The 18,876-nt window shown below is 53.5% G+C and carries 16 protein-coding genes; 9 read left to right on the forward strand and 7 right to left on the reverse strand.

Annotated features, from left to right (window positions below; translation table 11 throughout):
- Nucleotides 1-38 precede the first annotated feature (38 nt).
- The 5 genes from dapB (at nt 39) to kefC (ending at nt 8,260) form a co-directional block, all read left to right on the forward strand.
- The gene (gene dapB, locus TU92_RS16040) at nt 39-860 is read left to right on the forward strand and encodes a 4-hydroxy-tetrahydrodipicolinate reductase (protein WP_112168217.1); all 822 of its coding nucleotides are present in this window, start codon (nt 39-41) and stop codon (nt 858-860) included.
- 477 nt (nt 861-1,337) lie between these two features.
- Entirely contained in the window at nt 1,338-2,495 is a 1,158-nt protein-coding gene (gene carA / locus TU92_RS16045; protein ID WP_112168218.1) for a glutamine-hydrolyzing carbamoyl-phosphate synthase small subunit, read from the forward strand.
- Between the two features lie 15 nt (nt 2,496-2,510).
- Entirely contained in the window at nt 2,511-5,735 is a 3,225-nt protein-coding gene (gene carB / locus TU92_RS16050) for a carbamoyl-phosphate synthase large subunit (protein WP_112168219.1), read from the forward strand.
- Nucleotides 5,736-5,859: 124 nt separating this feature from the next.
- Nucleotides 5,860-6,420, forward strand: coding sequence for a glutathione-regulated potassium-efflux system oxidoreductase KefF (kefF, locus tag TU92_RS16055; RefSeq protein WP_112168220.1), 561 nt, complete (start codon nt 5,860-5,862; stop codon nt 6,418-6,420).
- Complete coding sequence (kefC, locus tag TU92_RS16060) at nt 6,407-8,260, forward strand: glutathione-regulated potassium-efflux system protein KefC (protein ID WP_112168221.1); 1,854 nt, start codon at nt 6,407-6,409, stop codon at nt 8,258-8,260. The genes kefF and kefC overlap by 14 nt, the downstream gene beginning before the upstream one ends.
- A 61-nt stretch (nt 8,261-8,321) precedes the next feature.
- Here kefC and TU92_RS16065 read toward each other — a convergent pair whose 3' ends face one another.
- Nucleotides 8,322-8,936, reverse strand: coding sequence for a LysE family translocator (locus TU92_RS16065; RefSeq protein ID WP_112168222.1), 615 nt, complete (start codon nt 8,934-8,936; stop codon nt 8,322-8,324).
- Nucleotides 8,937-9,041: 105 nt separating this feature from the next.
- Here TU92_RS16065 and TU92_RS16070 point away from each other — a divergent pair, with 105 nt between their 5' ends.
- From TU92_RS16070 to folA, 3 genes are all read left to right on the forward strand, one after another.
- Complete coding sequence (locus tag TU92_RS16070) at nt 9,042-9,851, forward strand: threonine/serine exporter family protein (protein WP_112168223.1); 810 nt, start codon at nt 9,042-9,044, stop codon at nt 9,849-9,851.
- Nucleotides 9,848-10,312 carry a threonine/serine exporter gene (locus tag TU92_RS16075; RefSeq protein ID WP_167457476.1) on the forward strand — a complete coding sequence of 155 codons (465 nt, stop codon included), beginning with the start codon at nt 9,848-9,850 and terminating at the stop codon, nt 10,310-10,312. The genes TU92_RS16070 and TU92_RS16075 overlap by 4 nt, the downstream gene beginning before the upstream one ends.
- Before the next feature lie 130 nt (nt 10,313-10,442).
- The gene (gene folA / locus TU92_RS16080; protein WP_112168225.1) at nt 10,443-10,928 is read left to right on the forward strand and encodes a type 3 dihydrofolate reductase; all 486 of its coding nucleotides are present in this window, start codon (nt 10,443-10,445) and stop codon (nt 10,926-10,928) included.
- A 75-nt stretch (nt 10,929-11,003) separates the two neighbouring features.
- On the opposite strand, the gene apaH is transcribed toward folA, so the two are convergent.
- The 6 genes from apaH to lptD form a co-directional block, all read right to left on the reverse strand.
- Nucleotides 11,004-11,858 (reverse strand): bis(5'-nucleosyl)-tetraphosphatase (symmetrical) ApaH, encoded by an 855-nt coding sequence (gene apaH, locus TU92_RS16085; protein ID WP_112168226.1) that lies wholly within the window; start codon nt 11,856-11,858, stop codon nt 11,004-11,006.
- A gap of 6 nt (nt 11,859-11,864) precedes the next feature.
- The gene (gene apaG / locus TU92_RS16090) at nt 11,865-12,242 is read right to left on the reverse strand and encodes a Co2+/Mg2+ efflux protein ApaG (protein ID WP_112168227.1); all 378 of its coding nucleotides are present in this window, start codon (nt 12,240-12,242) and stop codon (nt 11,865-11,867) included.
- A 4-nt stretch (nt 12,243-12,246) separates the two neighbouring features.
- A complete protein-coding gene (gene rsmA, locus TU92_RS16095; RefSeq protein WP_056776854.1) occupies nt 12,247-13,074 on the reverse strand; it encodes a 16S rRNA (adenine(1518)-N(6)/adenine(1519)-N(6))-dimethyltransferase RsmA in 828 nt (275 codons plus the stop codon).
- Nucleotides 13,075-13,079: 5 nt separating this feature from the next.
- Nucleotides 13,080-14,102: a 4-hydroxythreonine-4-phosphate dehydrogenase PdxA gene (pdxA, locus tag TU92_RS16100; protein ID WP_112168233.1), complete on the reverse strand. Its 1,023-nt coding sequence runs from the start codon at nt 14,100-14,102 to the stop codon at nt 13,080-13,082.
- Nucleotides 14,092-15,387 carry a peptidylprolyl isomerase SurA gene (surA, locus tag TU92_RS16105; protein ID WP_112168228.1) on the reverse strand — a complete coding sequence of 432 codons (1,296 nt, stop codon included), beginning with the start codon at nt 15,385-15,387 and terminating at the stop codon, nt 14,092-14,094. The genes pdxA and surA overlap by 11 nt, the downstream gene beginning before the upstream one ends.
- A 66-nt stretch (nt 15,388-15,453) precedes the next feature.
- Nucleotides 15,454-17,829 (reverse strand): LPS assembly protein LptD, encoded by a 2,376-nt coding sequence (gene lptD, locus TU92_RS16110; RefSeq protein WP_112168229.1) that lies wholly within the window; start codon nt 17,827-17,829, stop codon nt 15,454-15,456.
- 181 nt (nt 17,830-18,010) lie between these two features.
- Here lptD and djlA point away from each other — a divergent pair, with 181 nt between their 5' ends.
- Entirely contained in the window at nt 18,011-18,832 is an 822-nt protein-coding gene (gene djlA, locus TU92_RS16115) for a co-chaperone DjlA (RefSeq protein ID WP_112168230.1), read from the forward strand.
- Nucleotides 18,833-18,876 lie beyond the last annotated feature (44 nt).

Raw genomic sequence — 18,876 nt, forward strand, 5'->3', positions numbered from 1 at the left:
CTGTTTTACGGCAGAACCCCTATATAAAGAGAGTATTTATGAGTAACGCTGATATTCGCATGGCCATCGTTGGCGCAGGTGGTCGTATGGGCAGACAGCTGATCCAGGCCGTTTCTGAAGCCGAAGGCGTAGTGCTCGGCGCGGCACTGGAGCGTCCGGGTTCTACGCTTGTCGGTGCTGATGCCGGAGAACTGGCGGGGATCGGAAATGCAGGTGTCAAAGTGAATGACTGCCTGAACACCGTCGCGAATGACTTCGATGTGCTGATTGATTTCACCCGCCCTGAAGGCACGCTGGCACATCTGGAATTTTGTCAGAAACACCATAAAGGCATGATTATCGGCACTACGGGCTTCGATGATGCCGGTAAGGCTGCGATTAAACAGGCTTCTGAGGTTATTCCTGTGGTTTTCGCCGCCAACTTCAGCGTGGGTGTAAACGTCGTCCTCAAACTTTTAGAGAAAGCCGCCAAAGTGATGGGCGACTATACCGATATCGAAATCGTGGAAGCGCACCACCGTCACAAAGTGGATGCACCATCAGGCACTGCCCTGGCGATGGGCGAAGCAATTGCCGGTGCGCTGGGCCGTGACCTCAAGGAGTGCGCGGTGTATGCCCGTGAAGGACATACCGGCGAGCGCGATCCAAAAAGCATTGGTTTTGCCACTATCCGTGCCGGCGATATCGTAGGGGAACATACTGCGATGTTTGCTGATATTGGAGAGCGGGTGGAGATTACCCACAAGGCTTCCAGCCGCATGACCTTCGCAAATGGCGCTGTTCGTGCCGGAAAGTGGATTTCGTCGCATAAGTCGGGTCTTTATGACATGCGTGACGTGCTTGGATTAGATGATTTGTAGTAAATGATTTAGATGTGATGTGGTTGTTTTGGTCATAATGTTTTGATAAAAGGGCAGTTCCTTGATTGCCCTTCTCTTTTTATTTAAAAATACGGACTTAATCAAAATATTTTATCCTCGCTTGTATTTGTTCTGGTTTATGTTGTTTTTTACATGCGAGTTGTGCGTTTTTTAAACTCAGCCTTTCTCCGTCATTGACCCCTACCCACTTTTATCACTGTTTTTCAGACATCGTCTTCCGCAAACGGTTACTATGCTTACTTAGGCTATGCTTTTGTGGCTGTGATGAAGCCTTTTCACTGAGTTGTGCGAAAAATAGAGAAATAGTGGTGCTTTTGGTAGACAAACCGAACTGCCCTCATTAGAATGCGCCCAATTTGCCGAAAATTGGCTTCCGGAGCGATTTTTGCATTGATTTAGATCGGGTTATCTGAATTAATATGCAAATATTGTGATTTATTATTCTTGGAGGATGCTTTGATAAAGTCAGCGCTATTGGTTCTGGAAGACGGAACCCAATTCCACGGTCGGGCCATCGGGGCAGAAGGTTCGGCAGTGGGGGAAGTGGTCTTCAATACGTCGATGACCGGTTATCAAGAAATCCTCACTGATCCTTCCTATTCCCGCCAGATTGTCACTCTCACTTATCCCCATATCGGTAACGTCGGCACCAATGCCGCAGACGCAGAATCTTCCGCAGTACACGCTCAGGGCCTGGTCATTCGCGACTTACCTCTTATTGCCAGTAACTACCGCAGTGAAGAAAACCTTTCTGATTACCTCAAGCGCAACAACATCGTAGCCATCGCCGACATTGATACCCGCAAGCTGACCCGTCTGTTACGTGAAAAAGGCGCACAGAACGGCTGCATTATCGTGGGCGATTCTCCGGATGCCGAACTGGCGCTGCAAAAAGCCAAAGCGTTCCCGGGCCTGAAAGGGATGGATCTGGCGAAAGAAGTGACCACCGCAGAATCCTACAGCTGGCAGCAAGGTAGCTGGACGCTAGAAGGCGAGCTGCCGGAAGCGAAGAAAGAAGAAGAACTGCCTTTCCACGTGGTGGCTTACGACTACGGCGCAAAACGCAACATCCTGCGCATGCTGGTGGATCGCGGTTGCCGCCTGACGGTCGTGCCGGCGCAAACGCCTGCTGCTGACGTGCTGAAACTTAATCCGGATGGCATCTTCCTGTCCAACGGCCCGGGTGACCCGGAGCCTTGCGATTACGCCATCGCTGCCATCCAAACGTTCCTCGAAACGGATATTCCAGTCTTCGGTATCTGCCTCGGCCATCAGTTACTGGCATTAGCCAGCGGCGCAAAAACGCTGAAAATGAAACTGGGCCACCACGGCGGTAACCATCCGGTTAAAGATATCGACAACAATGTGGTGATGATTACCGCGCAAAACCACGGCTTCGCAGTAGATGAAAACAATCTGCCCGCGAACCTGCGCGTGACCCACAAATCGCTGTTCGACCATACGGTTCAGGGCATCCACCGCACGGACAAACCGGCATTCAGCTTCCAGGGTCACCCTGAAGCCAGCCCTGGCCCGCACGATGCTGCGCCGCTTTTCGATCACTTCATCGAACTGATTAACGCTTTCCGCGCTTCTCACAACAACGCCAAATAACAGGAGCGAATAAAAATGCCAAAACGTACAGACATAAAAAGCATCCTGATCCTCGGCGCCGGCCCGATTGTCATCGGCCAGGCTTGTGAATTTGACTACTCGGGTGCACAGGCGTGTAAAGCGCTGCGCGAAGAAGGTTACCGCGTCATTCTGGTGAACTCGAACCCGGCGACCATCATGACTGACCCGGACATGGCCGATGCGACTTACATCGAGCCCATCACCTGGGAAGTGGTACGCAAAATCATCGAAAAAGAGCGCCCGGACGCTGTGCTGCCAACCATGGGCGGCCAGACCGCGCTGAACTGTGCGCTGGAACTGGAACGTCAGGGCGTGCTGGAAGAATTCGGCGTGACCATGATTGGCGCGACCGCAGATGCCATTGATAAAGCTGAAGACCGCCGCCGTTTCGATGTGGCGATGAAAAAAATCGGTCTGGATACGGCGCGTTCGGGCATCGCCCACACAATGGAAGAAGCGCTGGCGGTTGCCGCTGACGTCGGCTTCCCGTGCATCATCCGTCCTTCATTTACCATGGGCGGCACCGGTGGCGGTATCGCGTATAACCGCGAAGAGTTTGAAGAGATTTGCGAACGCGGTCTGGATCTTTCCCCGACCAAAGAGCTGCTGATTGATGAGTCGCTGATTGGCTGGAAAGAGTACGAGATGGAAGTGGTGCGTGATAAAAACGACAACTGCATCATCGTCTGCTCTATCGAAAACTTCGATGCAATGGGTATCCACACCGGTGACTCCATCACCGTGGCACCGGCGCAGACCCTGACCGACAAAGAATATCAAATCATGCGTAACGCCTCGATGGCGGTACTGCGTGAAATCGGCGTTGAAACCGGTGGCTCCAACGTGCAGTTCTCGGTGAACCCGAAAAATGGCCGTCTGATTGTTATCGAAATGAACCCACGCGTCTCCCGCTCCTCCGCGCTGGCATCAAAAGCGACTGGCTTCCCGATTGCGAAAGTAGCGGCCAAACTGGCGGTAGGTTATACCCTCGATGAACTGATGAACGACATCACCGGCGGCAAAACGCCTGCGTCATTCGAACCGTCCATCGACTATGTTGTGACGAAAATTCCTCGCTTTAACTTCGAAAAATTTGCCGGTGCTAATGACCGTCTGACCACGCAGATGAAATCTGTCGGCGAAGTGATGGCAATCGGTCGCACACAGCAGGAATCCCTGCAAAAAGCGTTGCGCGGTCTGGAAGTTGGCGCAAGCGGCTTCGACCCGAAAGTGAGTCTGGATGATCCGGAAGCGCTGACCAAAATCCGTCGCGAACTGAAAGAAGCCGGTGCCGAGCGTATCTGGTACATCGCTGACGCCTTCCGCGCCGGGATGTCCGTGGACGGTATCTTCAACCTGACCAACGTTGACCGCTGGTTCCTGGTGCAGATTGAAGAGCTGGTGAAACTGGAAAACGAAGTTGCCGAAGGCGGCTTCAATATACTGACGCATGATTATCTGCGTATGCTTAAACGTAAAGGCTTTGCTGACCTGCGTCTGGCGACCCTGGTGGGCGTTTCAGAAAGTGAAGTCCGCAAACTGCGCCACAAATACAATCTGCATCCGGTCTACAAGCGTGTGGATACCTGCGCGGCGGAATTCTCCACCGATACCGCCTACATGTACTCCACATACGAAGAAGAGTGCGAATCCAACCCGACTAACGACAAGCCAAAAATCATGGTGTTGGGCGGTGGTCCAAACCGTATCGGTCAGGGCATTGAGTTCGATTACTGCTGCGTACATGCCTCACTGGCGCTGCGTGAAGATGGTTACGAAACCATCATGGTGAACTGTAACCCGGAAACCGTATCCACCGATTACGACACTTCAGACCGTCTGTATTTCGAATCCGTAACCCTGGAAGACGTGCTGGAAATCGTGCGCATCGAGAAGCCAAAAGGCGTCATCGTGCAGTACGGCGGCCAGACTCCGCTGAAGCTGGCGCGTGAACTCGAAGCCGCTGGCGTGCCAATTATCGGCACCAGCCCGGACGCGATTGACCGCGCCGAAGACCGTGAGCGTTTCCAGCAGGCGGTTCACCGTCTGGGCCTGAAACAGCCGGCGAACGCCACCGTAGCGACCATCGAACAGGCGGTTGAGAAAGCCAGCGGTCTGGGTTATCCGCTGGTGGTGCGCCCGTCTTATGTTCTGGGTGGCCGCGCGATGGAAATCGTGTATGACGAAATCGACCTGCGCCGTTACTTCCAAAACGCCGTCAGCGTCTCCAACGACGCGCCGGTTCTGCTGGATCGCTTCCTGGATGATGCGGTCGAAGTAGACGTCGATGCTATCTGCGACGGCGAACGCGTACTGATTGGCGGCATAATGGAGCATATCGAGCAGGCTGGCGTGCACTCCGGTGACTCCGCATGTTCGCTGCCGTGCTACACGCTGAGCAAAGAAATTCAGGACGTGATGCGCCAGCAGGTTGAGAAACTGGCCTTTGAGCTGAGCGTTCGTGGCCTGATGAACGTCCAGTTCGCGGTGAAGAATAACGAAGTTTATCTGATTGAAGTCAACCCGCGCGCCGCGCGTACTGTGCCGTTCGTCTCTAAAGCGACCGGTGTACCGCTGGCGAAAGTGGCTGCCCGCGTAATGGCTGGTCAGACGCTGGCGCAGCAGGGCATCACAGAAGAAGTCATCCCGCCTTACTACTCCGTCAAAGAAGTGGTGTTGCCGTTCAACAAATTCCCTGGCGTTGACCCGATTCTGGGGCCAGAAATGCGTTCTACCGGTGAAGTCATGGGCGTCGGACGCACCTTCGCTGAAGCCTTTGCCAAAGCGCAGCTCGGCAGTAACTCCGGCATGAAGAAAGCGGGGCGCGCGCTGTTGTCTGTGCGTGAAGGCGATAAAGGTCGCGTAGTCGATTTGGCGGCGAAACTGCTCAAACGCGGCTTCGAGCTGGATGCGACGCACGGGACCGCAGTCGTACTGGGCGAAGCCGGGATAAACCCGCGCCTGGTCAACAAGGTGCATGAAGGCCGTCCACACATTCAGGACCGTATTAAAAACGGTGAGTATGTGTACATTGTCAACACCACGGCGGGCCGTCAGGCGATTGAAGATTCCAAGCTGATTCGTCGCAGCGCACTGCAATACAAAGTGCATTACGACACCACGCTGAACGGCGGATTCGCCACGGCGATGGCGCTGTCTTCCGACCCGACTGAGCAGGTGATTTCAGTGCAGGAAATGCACGCGAAAATCAAAGGCTAATGGCATAATCGGTTAGCAAAAGGCGCGGCGAAAGCTGCGCCTTTTTCATTTTATCCATCCGACTTTCACCACAATGTCGAAAGTTGCGTATGCTGAAGTAAATAAAATAAGACAAGAGACCTGCATGATTTTAATCATTTACGCCCATCCTTATCCGCGCCATTCGCGGGCCAATCAGGGATTACTCGCGGCGGTAAAAGACCTGCCGAACGTGGAAATTCGTTCACTGTACGATCTTTACCCCGACTTCAACATTGATGTGAATGCCGAACAAAAAGCCGTTGAACGCGCAGATATGGTGGTGTTCCAGCATCCTATCCAATGGTACAGCCTGCCACCGTTGCTGAAATTGTGGATCGATAAAGTGCTGGAGCACGGCTGGGCTTACGGTCACGAAGGCAACGCGCTGAACGGCAAACATTGTCTTTGGGCAGTGACCACCGGCGGTGACGAGCATCATTTTGAACTCGGCGATCACCCGAATTTCGACGTGCTGGCGCAGCCTTTACAGGCGACGGCGGTCTACTGCGGCATGCACTGGCAGCCATACTTTGCGGTGCACAATACGTTTATCTGCGATGAAGTCGCGCTGAAAGCGGCGGGCGAAGAGTACCGCAGGCGCTTAAGCGCATGCCTTAGTCTGAAAGAAGGCTGTGCGCCGGAGGTCGAAAATGGACAACCATAATCTGATGATTGAAGGGCTGATTTATCTGGGGTCGGCGGCGTTATTTGTGCCGATCGCGGTTCGCCTCGGATTAGGTTCAGTTCTGGGTTATCTCATCGCCGGCTGCATCATCGGCCCGTGGGGACTGAAGCTGGTCTCGGACGCCGAATCGATTCTCACCTTTGCGGAAATTGGCGTCGTGCTGATGTTGTTTGTCATCGGCCTTGAACTGGATCCTAAACGTCTGTGGACCATGCGCGCCTCGGTCTTTGGCGGTGGCAGTATTCAGATGGTTGGCTGTGGTGCGGTGCTCAGTGCCTTCTGCTATTTCCTGGGTCTGGACTGGAAAATCGCCATGCTGATCGGCCTGACGCTGGCGCTGTCTTCCACCGCCATTGCCATGCAGGCGATGAGTGAACGCAGCCTGACCGCAGCGCCAATTGGCCGCAGCGCGTTTGCCGTTCTGCTGTTCCAGGATATTGCGGCGATCCCTTTGGTCGCCATGATCCCCTTGCTGGCGAGTACCGGTGAAGCCACCACGCTGATGAGCTTTGGGCTGTCTGCCGCGAAAGTCGCCGGTGCGCTGGTGCTGGTGGTTCTGCTCGGGCGCTATGTCACGCGTCCGCTGCTGCATTTTGTTGCCCGTTCCGGGATGCGCGAAGTGTTCAGCGCCGTGGCACTTTTCCTGGTGTTCGGCTTCGGGATTCTGCTGGAAATGGCGGGCATGTCGATGGCAATGGGTGCATTTCTGGCGGGGGTTCTGCTGGCGAGTTCCGAATACCGTCACGCGCTGGAAAGCGATATTCAGCCGTTTAAAGGTTTGTTGCTCGGCTTATTCTTTATCGGCGTCGGTATGTCTATCGACTTTGGGACGCTGGTCCATCAGCCGTTGCTGATTGCCACATTGCTGGTCGGCTTTATGGCGCTGAAAGCTGCCTTACTGTGGCTGGTGGCGCCGTGGCTGGGTGTACCGAAAAAACAGCGCGGACTGTTTGCTATTCTCATCGGGCAGGGGAGTGAGTTCGCCTTCGTGATTTTCAGCACCGCGCAAACTGCCGGTGTGTTGCCGGTGGAATGGGCGAAAGCGCTGACGTTGGCCGTAGCGTTGTCGATGGCGGTCACACCGCTGCTGCTGGTTCTCGCTGCACGTATGGAACGTAATGCGCCGCAAGACGATCGTCCGCAGGACACTATCGATGATGAAAACGCGCAGGTGATCATTGCCGGCTTTGGCCGCTTCGGACAGATTGCCGGTCGTTTGCTGCTGGCGAATAACGTGCATACCGTGGTATTGGATCACGATCCGGACCATATCGAAACGCTGCGTAAGTTTGGCACCAAGGTATTTTACGGCGATGCCACCCGCGTGGATTTGCTCGAATCCGCCGGTGCCGCGCAAGCCAAAGTGTTGATCAACGCCATCGATGATGTCGAAGCCAACCTGCAGCTGACCGCGCTGGCAAAAGAGCATTTTCCGAACCTGAAGATTATCGCCCGTGCGCGAGATGTCGATCACTGGTATCAGTTGCGTCAGTTAGGCGTCGAAGCGCCGGAGCGTGAGCTGTTCGAAGGTTCTCTGCGCGTTGGCCGTGAAGTGCTGGAAACGCTGGGACTGGATGCTTATGAAGCCCGTGAAAAAGCCGATCTGTTCCGTCGCTATAACCTGAAAATGCTGGAAGCGACGGTCGCGAATTACGAAGATACCGAGTTCCGTATCGCCAGTATGCAGCGAGCGAAAGACATGCTGAGTGCGGCCATCGAGCAGGATCAGGAACGTCTGGCCTCGGAGCAACAGCAGGGCTGGCGTGGCAGTATCGACGGCAAAGCGCCGGAAAATGAAGTGATTGAAGCGAAGAGTTAACGAAGGATGAAACCAGAAGCCGGTGCCCGAAATGCACCGGCTTTTTCATGGCTGTAGGTTATCAGCTGAGCGCCACTTTAATGCCTAAACCAATCAACACACCGCCCAGCAGTTTATCAATAATCTTCTGCGCTTTCGCCAGACCGCGACGCACCGGTGCGCTCTGAATGAGCAGAGCCAGTGAAGGCCACCAGACCGTGGAAAGGCCAACGATGATCGAGGCATACCAGAGTTTTTCGCCGATGCTGGAGTCTATCTGCAAGACCTGGGTAAACATCGCCAGGAAAAACAGCGTCGCCTTCGGGTTTAGCAAGTTGCACAGATAACCCTGCACAAACGCCGTGCGCAGTTTCACCTGCTGCGGTTCCAGTCCGTCGAGATTCATCTTGCTGTTGCTGCGTGAAAACAGTGCCTGAATACCCACCCAAATCAGATAAGCCGCGCCGACGTATTTCAGTAAATCAAACAGCCACGGCGTCGTCGTAATAACAACAGCCAGACCTGCGACGCAGTAAGACATATGCGTGATCACGCCACAAATCACCCCGAAAGATGTCATCAGTGCCGCAACGCGAGGATAGCGGGCCGCATTTTTGATCACCAGAAAGAAATCAGGGCCGGGAGAGAGCATGCCGAGAAAGGCGATACTGGCAACAAAAAGGGAGGTTTCAAGCATGAAAGTAACCGTCGTCAATGTTCAGAACAAAATAAGGCCGCATGATACGTCAATCTTCACTTCGGCGTATCACACTTATTGGCTTTTTTTACGGGCGGTAACGGTATGCAAGACCCTGTCGTTGAATACCTGGAACGTGAAAGTCCGCAGGCGCACTATCAGCGTGAAATCACCCGGCTGTGCATCGAATGTGCGCTGCTGCTGTTGCAGCACGGTGCAGAAAGTATGCTGGTGGAACAGCTGCCAGCGCGGCTGGGTATCGCGCTGGGCATGGATCGGGTGGAAAGCTCGATCTCCGCTAACGCCGTGGTGCTCAGCACGCTGTGCGGCGGCTATTGCCTGACGTCGACGCGTAAAAATGTCGATCGTGGGATCAACATGCAGGTAGTGACTGAAGTGCAGCATACGGTGATTCTGGCTGAGCATAAGCTGCTCGACAGCACGCTGGTGGCGAAACGTCTGAGCCACATTAAGCCGCTGCGCTATCCCCGCGGCTTGATGATCCTGATGGTGGCGCTGTCTTGCGGTTGCTTTAGCAAACTCAACGGCGGCGGCTGGGATGCGTTCAGCGTGACATTTTTAGCCAGCGGCGTGGCGATGGCGGTACGCCAGACGCTGACCATCCGCCATATGAACCCGCTGATCAACTTTTGCTGCACCGCTTTTGTCGCGACGTCGATTTCCGGTTTACTCATGCGTCTCGGCTTTTTCCATCTGACGTCAAACGTGGCGATGGCCGCCAGCGTGTTGCTGCTGGTGCCCGGCTTTCCACTGATTAATGCGGTGGCGGACATGTTCAAAGGCCACGTGAATACCGGGCTGGCGCGCTGGGCGATGGCCAGTCTGCTGACGCTGGCGACCTGCATCGGTGTAGTAATGGCCATGGCGTTGTGGGGATTACGGGGGTGGTCATGAGTCTTTTATGGGCACTGATTCAGGATATGTTGCTGGCCGCCGTACCGGCACTGGGTTTTGCGATGGTGTTCAATGTCCCGCTCCGGGCGTTGCGCTATTGTGCGCTGCTCGGTGCGCTGGGGCACGGCTCGCGTATGCTGATGATGCACGGCGGGATAAACATTGAGTGGGCTTCTCTGCTGGCGGCTATACTGATTGGCATCATAGGGATCCACTGGTCGCGATGGCTGCTGGCGCACCCTAAAGTTTTCACGGTGGCGGCCGTTATCCCCATGTTCCCCGGCATTTCTGCGTATACGGCGATGATTTCGATGGTGGAGATTTCACACCTTGGCTACAGCGAGGCGCTGATGTCTACTATGGTCACCAATTTCCTGAAGGCCAGTTTTATCGTCGGCGCATTATCGATTGGATTATCTTTGCCGGGACTGTGGCTGTACCGCAAACGTCCCGGTGTGTAAGTCTGTTAAGAGTACGCTTATATCTTTGTAAAGCGTGAGTCTCCCTATCGACGGCTGATAGGGCTTTCCGTATAGTGGCAGCTCTTTTTTCGGGTCACGGTTTTATTCCTTATCTACACAGGGTTTCACAATGATTATTAGCCTGATCGCCGCACTGGCGACCGATCGCGTTATTGGCATGGAAAACGCTATGCCTTGGCATTTACCCGGTGATCTGGCCTGGTTTAAGCGTAATACGCTCAATAAACCCGTCATCATGGGTCGCAAAACGTTTGAGTCGATAGGGCGCCCTTTACCTGGCCGACTGAATATTGTCATCAGCTCTAAGCCCGGCGAGCACGAAGGCGTGACCTGGGTGACGTCTGTTGATGCAGCACTGGCAGCGGCCGGTGGTGTGGAAGAAGTGATGGTGATGGGCGGAGGCCGTGTGTATGAGCAGTTCCTGCCGAAGGCCAACCGTTTATATCTGACTCATATCGATGCCGAAGTTGAAGGGGACACGCATTTCCCTGACTATGAGCCGGATGACTGGGAAAGCACCTTCAGTGAATTCCACGACGCTGACGAGCAGAACTCACACGGCTACTGCTTCGAGATCCTTGACCGCCGCGCCTGATTTAATGGCGGCAGTTAGCAAAAAGGCACCTCTTTGAAGGTGCCTTTTGTTTTTCAGCAAGCAGTAAGAGCCTGATTATTCAGCTTTTGGAACGACGGCTTTCTCTTTTTCAGGACGGCGGTGTGAAGGTTCGGTGAAATAGGTTTTGTCTTCCCAGCGCAGCATCGTCATGTCACCACCCCAGCAACAACCTGTGTCCAGCGCATAAATCCCTTCCGGCGCACCTTTGCCTTCCAGCGACGCCCAGTGACCGAATGCAATACTGTATCCGGCTTCCTGCAACGGCCCTGGAATATCAAACCACGGCTTGAGCGGTTTCGGCGCGTTTTCCGGCGTGTCTTTGCAGATCATATCCAGCTGCCCGTTCGGGAAGCAGTAACGCATACGGGTAAACGCATTGGTGCTAAAACGCAGGCGCGCCAGACCTGTGAGCTCCGGATGCCAGTTGTTTGGCATGTCGCCGTACATCGCGTCGAGGAACAGCGGATAAGTGTCGCTGCGCAGCACGGCTTCTACTTCACGGGCGCACATCTGTGCGGTCTCCAGATCCCACTGCGGGGTAATTCCGGCATGGGCCATCACCAGTTTCAGCTCTTCATCGACCTGCAGAACCGGCTGACGCCGCAACCAGTTGATCAGCTCATCGGCGTCATCGGCCTCAAGCAGCGGCGTAATACGGTCTTTCGGTTTGTTAAAGCTGATGCCCGCAAAAACCGCCAGCAAATGCAGATCGTGGTTACCGAGCACCATGCGCACAGAATCGCCCAAACCGCTGACAAAACGCAGAACCTCGAGGGATGACGGACCACGGGCGACTAAATCGCCAGTCAGCCAGAGACAATCATTTTGCGGATTAAAATCCACCTGCGCCAATAGCGCCTTGAGTTCATCGATGCAGCCGTGAACATCACCAATAAGGTATGTCGACATAGGGGATTAATTTATCAGTGTAGGGATGGCGAGGCGGAAGACCGGAACCGGCACACGGAAGATTTCACCGTCTTGTGCGACCATTTCATAATGGCCTTCCATGGTACCGAGCGGCGTTTCGAGAACAGCACCGCTGGTGTAGTGAAATTCACTGCCGGGCAGGATCAATGGTTGTTCGCCAATAACCCCTTCGCCCTGGACTTCCGTTTGCTGACCGTTACTGTTAGTGATCAGCCAGTAACGGCGCAGGAGTTGCACATTAAAACGCCCCAGATTGCGGATGGTGATGGTGTAAGCGAAGACGAAACGCTCTTCTTCCGGTATCGACTGAGACTCAATGTAGACACTTTGCACCTGAACACAAACGCGGGGCGAATTAAGCATATCGCTACTCCTGAGGTTCTGTTGTTTTCGGTCGGGTAGATAACCAGTTAGCCAGTTTACAGAATTGCTCAACAGAAATATTTTCAGCACGCATTGAAAGATCCAGACCCAACGCGCTCATCTGTTCTGGTGTGAACAAGTGACCGAGACTGTTACGGATTGTCTTGCGACGCTGGTTAAACGCATCGGTCGTCAGACGACTCAGAATGCGGATATCGGAAACCGGATAGGGGATCACGTCGTGTGGAATCAAACGCACCACGGCGGAATCAACTTTCGGTGCCGGCGTGAAGGATTCTGGCGGAACTTCCAGAACCGGGATCACGTTACAGTAATACTGCGCCATGACAGTTAAACGACCATACGCCTTGCTGTTCGGGCCTGCAACCAGACGGTTAACCACTTCCTTCTGCAACATGAAGTGCATGTCTTTGATGGCGTTGGTATAGGTGAACAGATGGAACATCAGCGGGGTAGATATGTTGTACGGCAGGTTACCGAAGACGCGAAGCGGCTGGCCGAGCTCTTCTGACAGTTCCGCGAAATTGATTTTCATCGCATCAGACTGAATAACGCGTAATTTGCCCTGAAACTTAGGATTGCTCTCCAGACGTGCGGCCAAATCGCGGTCAATTTCGATAACGGTCATGCTGTCCAGACGTGAAGCGACAGGTGCCGTCAACGCTGCCAGACCGGGCCCGATTTCGACCACCGCTTGCCCAGGCATTGGGTGAATGGCCGACACGATGCTATCAATCACAAATTGATCGGTTAAAAAGTTCTGGCCGAAACGTTTACGGGCAAAGTGCCCCTGGTGGACTCTACTATTCATTGTTTTTATTTATCAGTTTGTTGTGGTTCAAAAGTATTGATTGCCATACGAATGGCGAGATTTATTGCTGTCCTGAAACTGCCCGCATCGGCGGTGCCGGTGGCGGCAAGTTCAAGTGCGGTACCGTGATCAACCGAAGTCCGGATAAAGGGCAGGCCAAGCGTGATATTCACTGCGCGACCGAAGCCCTGATATTTTAGCACCGGAAGGCCCTGATCGTGATACATCGATAAAACAGCATCGGCGTGCTGTAAATATTTCGGCTGGAAAAGGGTATCTGCGGGCAGCGGGCCGATCAGATTCATTCCCTGCTGGCGTAATTCCTCCAGTGCAGGAATGATCGTGTCGATCTCCTCGTGCCCCATATGACCGCCTTCTCCGGCATGCGGATTCAGGCCGCACACGTAAATCTGCGGTTCTGCAATGCCGAATTTGGTTTTCAGGTCATGATGAAGAATGGTGATCACTTCATGCAGGCTTTGACGGGTAATGGCACCCGGCACGGCCAGCAAAGGTAAATGCGTGGTCGCCAGCGCGACGCGCAGTTCTTCCGTCGCCAGCATCATTACTACACGATCACAGTGGCTGCGATCGGCAAAGAACTCGGTATGGCCGATAAATGGAATGCCAGCATCATTGATGATGCTCTTTTGCACCGGGCCGGTAATCAGCGCAGCAAATTCACCGCTGATTGCGCCGTCACAGGCTCTGGCGAGAGTTTCCACCACGTACGGACTGTTCGCGACGTCAAGCCTGCCCGCGAGGACCGGCGCTGCGGTTTTCACCGGCAGTACGGTCAGCGTACCTGCGGCCTGAGGCTGTGCAGGGCGCCCCTGTACATAGTCGCGTAACTGAATACTCAGCCCCAGTTTGTCTGCTCGTTCAAGCAGCAGGGCCGGATCGGCACATACCACCAACTCAACAGGCCATGCCTGCTGAGCCAGCGCCAGTACCAGATCCGGCCCAACCCCGGCAGGCTCGCCGGGGGTGATGACCACAGATTTTGTCATGGAAGTATTATTTACCATTACCATCCATAATTTTCACATACGCTTCAGCACGTTGTTCCTGCATCCACGTCTGTGCTTCTTCCGCAAACTTACGGTTGAACAGCATGCGGTAAGCGCGTTCTTTCTGCGCTGCATCGGTTTTATCGACCTGACGGGTATCAAGCAGTTCGATCAGATGCCAGCCAAAGGCAGAGTGCACCGGAGCGCTCATCTGGCCTTTTTTCAGGTTCAACAGCGCATCGCGGAACGCCGGATCATACATGTCCGGAGACGCCCAGCCTAAGTCACCACCCTGAAGGGCAGAACCTGGATCCTGAGAAATTTGTTTAGCTTCATCAGCAAACGTCGCCTTACCGCTCTTAATATCAGCAGCAACCTCTTCCAGTTTCGCCTTAGCCTGTGCATCGGTCATCACTACAGAAGGTTTCAGCAGGATGTGACGTGCATGGACTTCGGTGACGGAGACCGTTTTGTTATCGCCACGGATATCGTTCACTTTCAGAATATGGAAACCGACACCTGAACGGATTGGACCGATGATCTGGCCTTTCTGTGCGGTACTCAGCGCCTGTGCAAACAGGGAAGGAAGCTCCTGCAATTTGCCCCAGCCCATGTTGCCGCCTTTCAGCGCCTGTGAGTCAGCTGAATAGGTAATAGCCAGTTTGCCGAAATCGGCGCCGTTGTTCAGATCGGCGACAATTTTCTTCGCCTGTTCTTCTGCAGCATCAACCTGATCCTGCGACGGGTTTTCTGGCAGTGCCAACAGGATGTGGCTGAGGTTGAACTCAGCGCTGCCGCCGTTTTGGGCCGCAACCTGTTTGGACAGCTGGTCCACTTCCTGAGGCAGGATAGTGACGCGACGACGGACTTCGCCGTTGCGCACTTCGCTGATCAGCATTTCTTTACGGATCTGGGCGCGGTAAGTGCTGAAGTTCAGACCGTCGTAAGCCAGACGGCTACGCAGCTGATCCACGGTGATGTTATTTTGCTGAGCAATACCGGCAATGGCTTTATCCACGTCCTGATCGGTCAGCGTGATGCCCATCTTCGACGCCATCTGAAGCTGGATCTGGTCCATAATCAAACGATCAAGGATCTGGTGGCGTAAGGTCGCATCATCAGGCAGCTGTTGTTTAGCCTGGCCCGCTTGTTGTTTAACCGACTGCATTAAGCCATCGACGTCACTTTGTAACACGACACCGTTGTTCACAACGGCGGCGACTTTATCAACTTCCTGAGGGGCTGCAAACGCAGTGCTGGCACAAAGCGTCACGCCGAGGAGAAGTGTTCTCCAGTTCTTCATACTTTTTCCATTTGTCTAATCCGCAGAGCGGGTTTCAAGTTCACTGAGTTAAACGTGTCGTCTGGCTTAGAAAGCGCGTTGATAAGGCAGTATGCCGGTGGCCAACATTTCTTTCGTTCCGAGGGTTTGATTACTTCCAAGGCCTCTAAGTTCAATGTTGAAACCAATCTTATTGTCATACTTACTTTCTGACTTAACGGTGTCGTAGTTGGTTATCTTACGTTCGTAGCCGACGTTGACAGCCCAGCAACAGGTGTTGTATTGCAGGCCGATTAACTGGTCTGCTGGCTGCTGTGCTTTGGTGTCGTAATAGTAAGCACCGACAATCGCCCAGCGATCGGCGATTGGCCAGCTGGCGATACCACCGACCTGAGAAATGCCGTCCTGATAGCCTGCATTTTTCACATCAGGCAGCGTCGCCTGAATGTATTCCGGGCTGGCATAACGGTAGCTCAACTGAATCATTCTTTCTGAGTCAGCTTTGTACTCAAGGACCGCATCACCAACGGCCAGCGAATCGAGACGGGTGTCATACTGCACACCGCCGCGAACACCCCAGAAATTGTTGATTTTGTAGTAAGTATCACCGGCCCACACCAGGCTACCGGTATCATCATTTTTATCCAGTGCGCTGTTCTGATCGCCAGTACGCGGTGGCTGGAAGTAGTAAATCTGACCCGCAGACGCATTGAAACGTTCTACCAGACCTTCATCATAAATACGTGTCGTTAAACCACTTGCCACCTGGTTAGCAGAGGCAATACGGTCGAGTCCACTGTAGCTCTTATCACGGAACAGGCCGGTATAGTCGGACTGTAACAACGTGGAGTCATAGACGTTAATTGAGCTTTGATTACGATAAGGGATGTACAGATACTGAACACGCGGCTCCAGCGTTTGCGTGTAATCACTGTTCCAGTCCATATTACGGTCAAAGACCATTTTGCCGTCGCTTTTAAACTCAGGCATCACACGGTTAACTGACGAGCGCAGTTTGGTATCCGGATTGGCATCGTAATAGTTATCCGAAATAGTCTGCTGATAGTGGGTCGCCATCAGTTTTACTTCGTTATCAAGACTTCCCCAGCCGTTGCTGAGCGGCAGGCTGATGGTCGGTTCGATATGAGTTCGGACGGCTTCCGGGTTATCCGGATTTACGCTGGTAAACTTCGCGGCCTGACCATAAATATGCAGGTCGAAAGGCCCCACATCATTCTTGTAATAATTAACATCTAGCTGTGGCTGGGCGCGGTAAGCATTGGTGTTGCCGTAATCGGAGAACACCTGGAACTGTTTACTGGCAAGCGTCGCGTTCCAGTTTTCGTTGAAATAGCCAACGCTGAATTTTTGCGTCGCATAGCCGTCGGTACTGGAACCGTATTTCGAATCAAAATCGGTGAAGTAGTACGGGTCACTAACTTTGGTGTAGTCGACGTTGAAACGCCATACCTGATCGTAAACACCTGAATGCACCCAGTAGTACATCCAGCGTTTAGTCTTGTCGCTGATACGGTTTTCATCTGCGACATATTGGTCATCAATTTTCTTATCATTACCGAGGTAGTCAAACTCCATCAAACCTGCACCGGCTACGGTCAGATAACGGAATTCGTTCTGCAATTGCAGACCACGGGTACTCATATAGTTTGGTGTGATGGTGGCATCGTAGTTAGGCGCAATGTTCCAGTAGAAAGGAACGGTCGCACCGAAGCCGTTGTTGCTGCTGTATTTCGCGTTCGGAATAAGGAAACCGGAACGGCGGCGGTCGCCGATAGGCAACTGCATATACGGGCTGTAGAACACCGGCACCGGGCCGATGTGGAAGCGCGCATTCCAGATTTCTGCCACTTCTTCCTGGCGATCCTGAATCACTTCAGAGCCTACAACGCTCCAGCTATTGTCGCCGGGCAAACAGGTGGTGAACGTACCGTTGTCCATGATGGTGTAGCGGTTATTATCACGCTGCTTCATCTTGTCGGCGTCACCGCGGCCCTGGCGGCCAACCATCTGGTAATTACCGTCCTGAACATCAGTATCTTTGGTGGTCAGGTTCGCAAAACCCTTTGGTCCGTTCAGCTTGATTTGGTTATCGTTATAACGCACGTTGCCGGTCGCCGTGGCGGTACGGGTCGGTGTGGGCTGATTAGGATTTGCGATTTGATTGAGCTGAACCTGATCGGCATCCAGCGTGCTGTTGCCCTGTACAACGTTAACGTTTCCGCTAAACAGTGCGTTATCAGGGTAGTTGCCGGTTGCCTTATCGGCATTGATGGTCACAGGCAGTGAGTTAGGATCACCCTGCACCAGAGGTTTGTCATAGGTCGGAACGCCGAGCATACATTGTGCAGCAAGGTCGGCCATTGCGCCGTGACTGTACAATGCCGACCAGATTGTGGCGGCCAGCATTGTGGGTAAGCGTGTTTTCAGACGTCTGTTTTTCATACGTAAAATGGTGTTCCGTCATCAGAGGCATCATGCCGGCAAACGGTCAGAGACTATCTCACTCATCATGGTTGCGCTAGTGTTAAATCCCACCTGTTACGTTGCCGCCGTTAGGCACAACGATAAATGCCGGTTATGATAAAGCAATTTTTAAGCGACGGCATGGCGAATTGAGGAGTATATGCAGTATTGGGGAAAACTGCTCGGACTTATCCTTGGCTATATGTCAGGGACAGGCTTCTGGGGGATTGTATCAGGGTTGTTGATTGGACATATGTTTGACACAGCGCGCGCTGCAAAACGCCGCGGTTATTTCACCGATCAACAGACACGTCAAACTATCTTCTTCCGCACCACATTTGAGGTGATGGGGAATCTGACTAAATCGAAAGGCAGGGTTACTGAGGCCGATATCCAGATAGCCAGCCTCTATATGGAACGTATGCAGTTACACGGCGAACAGCGCAATGCCGCGCAGCGCGCCTTTCGCGACGGGAAAGAAGCCAATTATCCGTTGCGGGAAAAAATGCGCGAATTGCGCAGTGCGTGTTTTGGTCGTTTCGACCTGATACGGACTTTTCTGGAAATTCAAATCCAGGCGGCATATGCCGATGGGTCGTTGCACCCCAATGAACGGGAAGTGCTGTATGTGATCGCCGAAGAGCTCGGCATTTCGCGCATGCAGTTCGATCAGTTCTTGCGCATGATGGAAGGCGGTCAGCAGTTCGGAGGCGGTCAGCAGGGCGGCCGGTCTTACGGTGGGGGCTATCAGCAGGCGCAACAGGGCCCGACGCTGGCCGATGCCTGTAAAGTGCTGGGCGTAAAGGCGACAGACGATGCGACCACCATCAAGCGTGCGTACCGTAAGCTGATGAGCGAACACCATCCGGATAAACTGGTGGCGAAGGGTTTACCGCCAGAAATGATGGAAATGGCGAAGGAAAAGGCGCAGTCGATTCAGGCTGCCTATGACCTTATCAAGCGTGAGAAAGGGTTTAAGTAAGACTTTCTGACCGGAACGTAATGCAAAAAGGCGCTGAATTCAGC

The sequence above is a fragment of the Rahnella inusitata genome (assembly GCF_003263515.1).
GTDB classification, from domain to species: Bacteria; Pseudomonadota; Gammaproteobacteria; order Enterobacterales; family Enterobacteriaceae; genus Rahnella; species Rahnella inusitata.

Bases quoted from the DNA above. Each gene is read 5' to 3' on its own strand.
- dapB (WP_112168217.1), top strand. From the start codon at position 39: ATGAGTAACGCTGATATTCGCATGGCCATCGTTGGCGCAGGTGGTCGT.
- carB (WP_112168219.1), top strand. From the start codon at position 2,511: ATGCCAAAACGTACAGACATAAAAAGCATCCTGATCCTCGGCGCCGGC.
- kefF (WP_112168220.1), top strand. From the start codon at position 5,860: ATGATTTTAATCATTTACGCCCATCCTTATCCGCGCCATTCGCGGGCC.
- kefC (WP_112168221.1), top strand. From the start codon at position 6,407: ATGGACAACCATAATCTGATGATTGAAGGGCTGATTTATCTGGGGTCG.
- TU92_RS16065 (WP_112168222.1), bottom strand. From the start codon at position 8,936: ATGCTTGAAACCTCCCTTTTTGTTGCCAGTATCGCCTTTCTCGGCATG.
- TU92_RS16070 (WP_112168223.1), top strand. From the start codon at position 9,042: ATGCAAGACCCTGTCGTTGAATACCTGGAACGTGAAAGTCCGCAGGCG.
- TU92_RS16075 (WP_167457476.1), top strand. From the start codon at position 9,848: ATGAGTCTTTTATGGGCACTGATTCAGGATATGTTGCTGGCCGCCGTA.
- folA (WP_112168225.1), top strand. From the start codon at position 10,443: ATGATTATTAGCCTGATCGCCGCACTGGCGACCGATCGCGTTATTGGC.
- apaH (WP_112168226.1), bottom strand. From the start codon at position 11,858: ATGTCGACATACCTTATTGGTGATGTTCACGGCTGCATCGATGAACTC.
- apaG (WP_112168227.1), bottom strand. From the start codon at position 12,242: ATGCTTAATTCGCCCCGCGTTTGTGTTCAGGTGCAAAGTGTCTACATT.
- rsmA (WP_056776854.1), bottom strand. From the start codon at position 13,074: ATGAATAGTAGAGTCCACCAGGGGCACTTTGCCCGTAAACGTTTCGGC.
- pdxA (WP_112168233.1), bottom strand. From the start codon at position 14,102: ATGGTAAATAATACTTCCATGACAAAATCTGTGGTCATCACCCCCGGC.
- surA (WP_112168228.1), bottom strand. From the start codon at position 15,387: ATGAAGAACTGGAGAACACTTCTCCTCGGCGTGACGCTTTGTGCCAGC.
- lptD (WP_112168229.1), bottom strand. From the start codon at position 17,829: ATGAAAAACAGACGTCTGAAAACACGCTTACCCACAATGCTGGCCGCC.
- djlA (WP_112168230.1), top strand. From the start codon at position 18,011: ATGCAGTATTGGGGAAAACTGCTCGGACTTATCCTTGGCTATATGTCA.